Here is a 9,194-nt window from a genome sequence, read left to right as displayed (position 1 = left end):
ATCCTAACCTGATAAAACACATGTTGCTTTCAGCCCCTGAACAACTATGGGTAAGCGATATTACCTACATCCGGACCCAGTTGGGCTTTAGTTATTTAAGTCTGATTACTGATGCTTATTCCAGAAAGATTGTATGATTCGCTCTCCATCCGAACCTTGAGGCTACTGGTTGCATCATCGCTTTGGAGATGGCCATCGCTGGAAGAAAGAAGGACTCACCCTTTATATTGGTTCATCATTCGGATCGGGGGATACAATATTGTTCTAAAAGCTATACTGAGCTTCTAAATAGGGATAGGATCGCAATAAGTATGACTGAAAGCGGTAGTCCGTATGATAATGCTTTAGCCGAACGTGTTAACGGAATAGTAAAGAATGAGTTTTTTCCAAAACGGATATACCGTGATCATAAAGAAGCAAAAAGAAGTATTGGGATCATTATCAAAAACTACAACGAAAAAAGACCTCATGGCAGCCTGGATTATCTTACGCCAAGCAAAGCACATGATATGAGCGGTGAAATAAAAAAACGCTGGAAGCATTACCCTTATAAGAAAAAGGATATAGAAAAGGATCAAATGGAGGCTGTTTGATTCAAATAAAGAAAAAATGAATAGGCTTTTCTTTTAATAATAAATTACGAATTGTACACTTGTAAAGTAATATCAGAATTACCAGAAATGAGATGTAAACTTATTCCAGTATTACCACCTAGAAAATGTAAACTTATTCTAGTATTACAACCCAAAAACGACAAGTAAATTCAGGACGGCACACCTGTTTGGGTATTTCGGCAAAAGTGTACGCGCGTTTCGCATTTATGCTGACACCCTGTTTCGCTCCAAACTGACGGGCTGTTTCGGATCAAGCTGTACGCACTGATCTTTGGATCGGTATTTCTTCTCTCAGCAATTCCTTTTAATTTTTTAAGTTCAAGCCAAATAAAGGGCTCAGCGGTTCAGCTGCTACTTGATGTGATCTTTGATCTGTCAATTGGGATTTGAGCGTTTCAGGGCTTCTTTTGGAGGGATATTTAGCTTTGCTTTCCAGTTCATGCTTTGCTGATCTTGTGAAGAGCTTTAGGTATTGTCTTTAAACTGGATGACTGGGAGTCTTTCCTGGGGGAAGGAAATTTGAGGTCGAGGCCTGTTTTTGTTCAGAGGGAAAGGGACAATTTAGGCAGCCTCCCGGCAATCGAATTCGCGTACAGTTTGGTCCGAAACGGACTGTACAGTTTCATTGAAATACGCAGTCTGAGTAAAGTATGTTGGAATTATTTCTGAATTATTTCGTAGAAGATGAAGTTACGGAAAAAGAAAAGCGGTGTCAAAAAGAATGCACGAAACAAGTTATAAATGATTCTAATCTTCATTATTTATTTGAAAATTTTGGAGGTAAATCATTCAATAATGGCATATACAGAATTCACAGTTTTGAATCTGGATTCAAATGGACAGAGATTGTCAAGAATGGATTTCCAGAGTTTGGCAAAAATATCTTGATATTTGGATATGACTGGTTAGGAAGACAATTTGGTATATCACTTGATAGAGAAAGGCAGATCATTTTTTTCGATGTCGCAACAAACGAGAGTTTTAATATCCCAAATTTAGATGTCTTTGAGTTTCATAATAGTGAACTTGTAGAATTTGAGGATGACGCTTTGGCGAAGATTGGTTTTGAGAAATGGCGAGCTGTTAATGAAGAACAGATCGGTTTGGATAAATGTGTTGGCTATATTGTACCATTATTCTTAGGGGGAAGGGATGAAATAGATAACTACGAGATATGCGATATGGAAGTTTACTGGGATTTGAATCTTCAATTAATTCAACAAATTGATAAATTACCTCCGGGTAGCAATATAAATAAGATAGGACTTTCCTAGTTTATCCCCCTAGCTGGAAGAAACTTGTCTATTCATAAATTTTAACGCAAGCGCCCCCGCTTGTGCTTTTAGGTGTAAAAAAAAGAGTCCGGTATTTGACCTGATTTCAATCTGGTCTTAGTGTCTTGCTAAGACCATTTTTGTTTCATTCAAAGCTTTGTTCTGTGCGGTTTAGACCCTTTTCGACAAAATTAAACAAATAGAAAAAAGTAGCGGAAACCTTTCCTACACCTATGATGCATCGGGCAACCGCGTGCGTAAAACCCTTAACAACATCAGTACCTATTAATGCGAATTATGGGGCGGATTTAATTATAAAAATAGGCATAAAACAGCAGGGGAGAAACCCTTTTTTAATGGAAATAGAATATTTAGCTTATTTACTATGATCTAGCTTATGGAACAGAAGTCAAAGTTACAGATGCAAACTTTATTTACAAAAAAATTGATTGCCCATCATAAGATAGATATGAAAAAAATAATGTTCTTGTTCTGGATTTTTATGGGCTGAAAGTCGATTCAACCACATATTAAAACCGATGACCGCCGGCAAACTGTTTAGATCAAAGGATATAAGAAGCTAATTACTTTTTCAGGTGATACTAGCCTATATCTCTATGAAAATTTTGTAAAGCAAAAGGCAAATTATGTCAATAAACCTCTGAATATCTTATTACAGCAACTTGAAGTCCCATTGGTAGGATACGCAATTTCTCCCAATGGGTCGAATATGTCTACCACAAAGGCGATAGATTTGCATACATATGATGCTCAGAAACTTTATCATATTCTAAAGGAAAAACGGAATCCTAATGTTTTAGTTATCATTTGGCCCAAACCTTTGCTCATAGAGGAGGCAAGAGCGATCATGGCTAAAAGTCTTGGTAGATGGGATAGTGATGCTATAGATTATTATTCAAATAAAACTGTCGGAGATATTGTTCTCACAGGCTTTTGAAATAGTAATAATCAGAGGTTTAAAGTTGAATTGTTCTAAAAAGGTAATTAGAAGATATCGACACAAATTAGTGTCACTTCAGTTAGGTAAATGAAGTAAAATATTCTATATTCCGAATGATCCTTAATTAAAATATTAAAAAGCTGTTAGTGATATTAGTTTGGACCATCATAAGCTGTAAATCTGTTCAACAACAGGCTAAAGTGCCAGAGCTTTCAGGAAGACAACAGAATGTTGATATTAAAGGTTATAAAAAGTTAGAAACGTTCAAGGGCGACACACCTGGTTATCTGCATGAAAATTTTGTAAAGCAAAAGCAAAAGTATATCAATCAACCCTTGGAAGAAATCTTGAAAGAGTTGGAGATTCCTATCGTGAAATATGCTTTCACCCCTAATGGGCAGGACATGTCCACAAGTCCCGCCATTATTCTTAAAATTTACGATGAACGCAGGCTTATTCAAATAGAAAAGAATAAAGGGAATCCGAATATCTTATTAATCACTTGGGCAAAACCTTTGCCTATTGAAGAAGCAAAAGCAATTTTAACTAAGAGTTTTGCCAATTGGGACATCAATGCTAAGGACTATTATTCGATGAAAATAGTTGGTAATGTCCAACTTACGGGGTACCCAGAGTAGTGATTGTTGATTGTTTATAGGATTGTAGAAGTGGATTATTGATTCAAATATGCAATAATTATTAATATTTGATTGCAACCTTTGCGGTACTTTGTTATTTCAAGTTTTGTTGGTCGGAAACACATATATTCATATCTGTGAGCATTGTATCGGATCATAGGCAAAAAGCAACGATTTCAAATTGGGGCGTATTTCTTATTGATATATTAAATACTATATTAGGAACGTAATTTGAAATTCTCAAAAATGAAGCATTTGTCTTATTCTGATCAGGAATTACTTGATCTCCTGAAAAAGGATGACCGCAATGCTTTTGAAATGATTTATTTCCGATACTGGGAGATGTCCTTTCAGGTTGCTTATAAAATTTTGCAAGATATCCCTGCATCTGAAGATGCTGTTCAGGAAGTGTTTGTAGAAATATGGCTCAAGAGAAATAAAGCAATTATCCTCAATCTTAAATCGTACATTTTCCAATCCATACGTTTTCAGGTATTTAAAATCATCAGGCACAACAAGGTAATCGCTGCACATGTAGAAAGAGATTTTATCTTAAATTTTTCTACCAATGATGGGGAAGATAATCTGGTTTTAAATGACATTAAACAGATTCTTGATGAAGCTGTAGCAAAGCTACCCGAAAAATGTCGTCAGATATTTAACCTGAGTAGAAATAAACACATGTCTACAAAAGAAATTGCTGCTGTGTTGGATTTGTCACCAAAAACTGTTGATAATCAATTGAATATTGCTTTAAAAAAGATAAAAGCTTCAATGGCCTCGTCGTTCGTTCTGGTGGAGGTTATCATTGCGGTGTATTCAGGGAGATAGGGTTCCCCCCATTCTTTAAAATAAAAATAAAATTTCTTTGGGTGATGCGCCCCACTTGGGGTACATGCATAATATAGGTTGATACATTCTTGTAGCAATAGCATTATGCCATACCAAATGAAAAAGAATTTTTTTAGAAAAATAGCTGGGAAATATGTTGATGGGACGGTTAATGATCGGCAGAAATCATTAATCGATGCTTATTTTGATGATAAACAAAATAATGCAGATTTATTGATCACTGAGGAAGGTACAAGCAGCCGCATATTAGAACGGATTAACCTTAGGATTACTTCGGCAGAGAACCGGGGTGCGAATAATTACCGGTATTACTGGGCAGCGGCAGCTATTATCGTTGTTGTTACTGCTGCCATCATTACTTTTAATTTAACTAACAATCCGGCTCCTCTGGTTAAAGATTTATTGGTAAGTACCAAAAAAGGAGAGAAGAAGAAAGTTATTCTACCGGACGGTTCGGTGGTTATGTTGAACTCGGATAGTAAAATGCACTACGCAAAAGGTTTCAGTGGTCCGTTAAGAAAAGTTGATTTGGAAGGGGAAGCTTACTTTGATGTAGTTCATAACCCGAAAAGGCCATTTATTGTGCATAGTAAAGCAATGGATATCAAAGTACTTGGTACTTTATTTAACATTAAGGCTTATGAGGGTGAAAAAACTGAAGCATCTTTGATCAGGGGGGCTGTACAGGTATTCCTCCCGGATGCGAAAAAAGCTTTGGTTACCTTAAAACCTAATGAAAAATTTATTCTTGGAAGCGGTATACCAATTACTTCCTCAAAACAATTGGTTGCCAAGGGAAAAGGTTTTATTGTAACCACTCCAAAGCAAATTATTGCCAACTCCGAAATTAAAAGTGTCGCCTGGGTGCATAATCGTTTAAGCTTTGATGATCAGGGTTTTAAGGAGGTTGCCGCTTTGCTCGAACGCTGGTACGATGTAACCATCACGATTGATAATCCTGAATTATTGAAATATCGCTTTACCGGAACATTTAATGATACCGGATTGATTGATGTTTTGGATGCCCTTAAAGCCTCTGAAGATTTTAAGTATAGAAAGGAGGGCGATAAAATACATATCTACTAAAAATAACAGGGAAATACCAAAGGTAAATCCCTGCCGATACCAGAATTAACCAAGCAGACAAATTTGCGATGAGGCTGCTTCAATTAACTATAATCTTCTTAAAAGTAAAAATATTACGCTTATAATCCGAATTTTATTAAAATGGGTTAGGGTAGGTTTTGCTTTTTCGACAATTAACCAAACATGAAAACCAGACTATTGATGTGGGCGTACCTGCCCGATCCTTTATTTCGTAAGATCATAAAGATGATGAAACTAACCTGTTTATTGTTACTGGCCGGATTACTGCATGTATCAGCAGCAGTATTTCCCCAGGGCAAGAAAATTTCACTTAACCTAAAGAAAACAAATCTGGAAACGGTTATCAAGCACATTGAGGCCAAAACCGGTTATTCTTTTTTGTACAGCAATAATAACTTCCCGTCAAATAAATTGGTGGATATTTATGTTTCAGATAAACCTGTTTCAAAAATATTGGATATCATTCTGAAACATTCAGGATTTACGTATAAATTAATTAATGAAAACCTGATTACCTTTACCAAAATCGAAATGGAGGCTGTAGTACCCATTAGAGGTAAAGTCGTAGATGAACAAGGCCTTCCGTTGGCTGGAGCTTCTATTAAAAATTCAGAAGGTAAGATATTAGCTCAAACCGATGTAGACGGTCTTTTTTTTATCAGTGATATTGGTAATAATAGCTCAATTGCAGTAAGCTATATTGGTTATGTAGATCAATCTGTTGCGATAGGTAATGCCAATACTTTAGTACAGGTGGTCCTAAAACAGCAGAGCGAGGCGTTAAAAACAGTATCGGTCGTATCAACTGGTATTCAAACCCTGTCTAAGGAAAGGAGTGCTGGCAGTTTTGCCAAGCCAGATATGAAGGTGTTTGCTGCGCGTACCGGATCAATGAATATTATCCAGCGGCTAGATGGGCTTATTCCTGGTTTAACGATTAATAATGCTCCAGGTGCCACACAGGTTTTGGTGAGGGGCTTATCTACTATTAATGCAGCAAGAGGCCCATTATATGTGGTAGATGGATTTCCAATTAGCGATGTGTCTACAATTAACCCAAATGATGTAGAGGATATTACAGTACTCAAGGATGCCACTGCTGCTTCAGTTTGGGGTGCCAGGGCATCAAACGGCGTTATTGTAATTACAACTAAAAAGGGCCGTTCTGGAGGTTTGGAGATCGAATACGACGGCTTTGCTAATTTTAGAGGTATGCCAGATTTAGCTTATGCCAATACGCTTAACAGCGCTCAGTTCATCCAGTCAGCAAGGGAAATCTTTAATCCCGGCTTAAATCCATTATCCTCAGTTGTACCCAATGGTTCACAGAGCCCGGTTTTGCCGCCACACGAGCAAATTCTCTACAACCTGAATAGTGGTGCGATTAATAGTGCTGTGGCTGATGCACAGCTTAATGCGTTGGCCAATACCAATAACCTTGACCAGATGCGAGAAGTTTGGTACCGGAACGCCATGCTCAGTAACCATACCTTATCCTTAAGGGGAGGCGGAGATCGTTATAAGATTTATAGTTCGTTGGCCTACACCAATAACCAAAGCATTTATCAGGGTGAAAAAAATAATGCTTATAAGATCAATGTGCGTCAGGATATGGATTTTAACAAGGTTTTCAGTGCCTATTTAATTACTGATTTAACCAACAATATCAGGTCATCAGGAAATAATTTTGCTCCTGATAGCCGGTTCCTGCCTTACGTACTTTTTAAAGATCAATCAGGAAATAGCCTTCCCTTGTCCTGGTTGAATATGGCCGATGCGGTTAGAAAAACTTTTGAAACCCAAAGCCAGGTTAGTCTTAGCTATAATCCCGTTGATGAATTTGATTTGCGGAATAGCAAAAATGAAGACTTGATCAATAGAATAGTTGCTGGTATCACCATAAAGCCTATCAAAGGATTAAAGTTTGAAGGAGTTTATGGCTATTACAAGGCTAATTCTAAGAACAGCACTTTTACTGATCAGAATAGTTATGCCGTCAGGTCAGAACTTGCAGCCTTTACCGTAGCGCCTGCAACAGCAGGAGGCCTGCCAACCTATTATTTACCAACAACAGGTGGCAGCTTGTCAACGTCTAATCAAAGTCAAAGAAACTGGAATATCAGAAATCAAATCAGTTACGATAAAAACTGGGATAATCAGAAACATAAGTTAACCGTTCTTGCTGGCCAGGAAATACAAAATCAACTGGGTATATCTAATAATTCTTATGTTAGGGGCTATAATCCAGATTTGTTGACTTACGGAGCCATTGACTACAAAACATTGGGTAATGGCATTGCCAATACTGTTTATCCTAATAGTGGTAGCAGAAGTGTTTTGTTCGATAATTCATATGGGGCAGGAGAACAGGAAAACAGAGTGGTATCGTACTATGCAAATGCAGGCTATACTTTTAATAATAAATACACCATTAATGGAAACTGGCGATTAGATCAATCGAGCCTTTTTGGTAAGGATAAATCTGCTCAGGATAGGCCTGTAGGTAGCGGTGGGTTGAGCTGGTACGCCAGTCGTGAAGATTTCCTGAAAAATATAAACTGGTTAAACCGATTGATTTTCAGGGGTACGTATGGTATTACAGGTTTATCGCCAACCATTGGAACGGCAGCTTCATATGATATTGTGATTGCCGAATCAAATTCTATTTTTCCCGATGGAAAAGGAGTTAGAATTGGTACGCCTGCAAACAGAAGATTAAGCTGGGAATCAACTAAGACATTAAATTTAGGCGCTGATTTTACCATTTTCAACCGCATTAATGGAAGTATTGATGTTTACCGGAAGAACACAGATCACCTTATCGGATATCTGCCGGTTAACCCTTTTACAGGGTATACCAGTATTACGGGTAACATGGGCGAAATTGCCAATAATGGTATTGAATTGAGTTTGAGCAGTCAGAATTTCAGCACTGATAAATTTAGTTGGACTACACTTTTAAATGTTGCCTATAACCGTAACAAAATAAAATCTCTAAGTACAGCAGTACCGATCAGCACTGGAAATGGACTGATTGCGCAAAGCTACCTGGAGGGGTATTCGGCATTTTCTGTTTTTGCTTATCAATATGCAGGGTTGGATCAATTGGGCGACCCTCAGGTTTTTCGTGCAGATGGATCGGTAACAAAAGCCATTAACGCAACTACTCCATCAGATATTCTTTACAAAGGCACTTTTCAGCCAGTCTGGAGTGGAGGATTGACAAACGTATTTAGCTTCCAAAACTTTAGATTAAGTGCCAATATTATTTACAACCTGGGGCATGTAATGCGTAGAGATGTTACTACACTTTTCTCAGGAGGCAGGCTATTGAGTAACGAAAATGCAGAATTTGCTAACCGGTGGAGAAATCCAGGCGATGAAATGATCACTAATATTCCTGCCTATATTGCTGCCATCGGTACCAGCAACAGCCAACGGAATGTAAATTATTATAAAATGGCTGATATTAATGTGCTTGATGCCAGTTTTGTAAAGTTGAGGGATGTCACACTTTCTTACGAGCTTCCCAAAGAATGGATAGCTAAAATTCATCTCAAGGGAATCAGTTTAAGGGCGCAGTTATCCAATGTAATGCTTTGGAAAGCCAATAATTTCGGCATAGATCCGGAGTTTCAGGATGCCAGCGGCCAGGCCTCAAATATTGGGAGCACTTCGGGTGGTTACAGAACCATGCCATTCAACCAAAATACGATATCAATTGGAGCTCATGTTAACTTCTAAGAAA

6 protein-coding genes are annotated in these 9,194 nt (G+C 37.7%); all 6 read left to right on the top strand.

Features of this window, described 5'->3' with window-relative positions:
- The first annotated feature begins 188 nt into the window (after positions 1–188).
- The 6 genes from BMX11_RS12505 to BMX11_RS12470 all read left to right on the top strand — a co-directional run bounded on the left by BMX11_RS12505 (position 189) and on the right by BMX11_RS12470 (position 9,190).
- Positions 189–593: an integrase core domain-containing protein gene (locus BMX11_RS12505; protein WP_262502416.1), complete on the top strand. Its 405-nt coding sequence runs from the start codon at positions 189–191 to the stop codon at positions 591–593.
- A 671-nt stretch (positions 594–1,264) separates the two neighbouring features.
- On the top strand, positions 1,265–1,888 hold the full coding sequence (locus BMX11_RS12500) for a T6SS immunity protein Tdi1 domain-containing protein (protein WP_090884737.1): 624 nt from the start codon (positions 1,265–1,267) through the stop codon (positions 1,886–1,888).
- Positions 1,889–2,995: 1,107 nt separating this feature from the next.
- Complete coding sequence (locus tag BMX11_RS12485) at positions 2,996–3,487, top strand: hypothetical protein (protein ID WP_090884733.1); 492 nt, start codon at positions 2,996–2,998, stop codon at positions 3,485–3,487.
- Positions 3,488–3,733: 246 nt separating this feature from the next.
- Complete coding sequence (locus tag BMX11_RS12480) at positions 3,734–4,318, top strand: RNA polymerase sigma-70 factor (RefSeq protein ID WP_090884731.1); 585 nt, start codon at positions 3,734–3,736, stop codon at positions 4,316–4,318.
- Between the two features lie 117 nt (positions 4,319–4,435).
- The gene (locus BMX11_RS12475) at positions 4,436–5,425 is read left to right on the top strand and encodes a FecR family protein (RefSeq protein WP_175474552.1); all 990 of its coding nucleotides are present in this window, start codon (positions 4,436–4,438) and stop codon (positions 5,423–5,425) included.
- A 183-nt stretch (positions 5,426–5,608) separates the two neighbouring features.
- Positions 5,609–9,190, top strand: a complete 3,582-nt coding sequence (locus BMX11_RS12470; protein WP_090884727.1) for a SusC/RagA family TonB-linked outer membrane protein — start codon at positions 5,609–5,611, stop codon at positions 9,188–9,190.
- Positions 9,191–9,194 lie beyond the last annotated feature (4 nt).

Source organism: Pedobacter rhizosphaerae (assembly GCF_900111155.1).
Lineage (GTDB): Bacteria > Bacteroidota > Bacteroidia > Sphingobacteriales > Sphingobacteriaceae > Pedobacter > Pedobacter rhizosphaerae.
The sequence above is the reverse complement of the archived record's forward strand: the minus strand, read 5'-3'. Positions and strand labels throughout refer to the sequence as shown.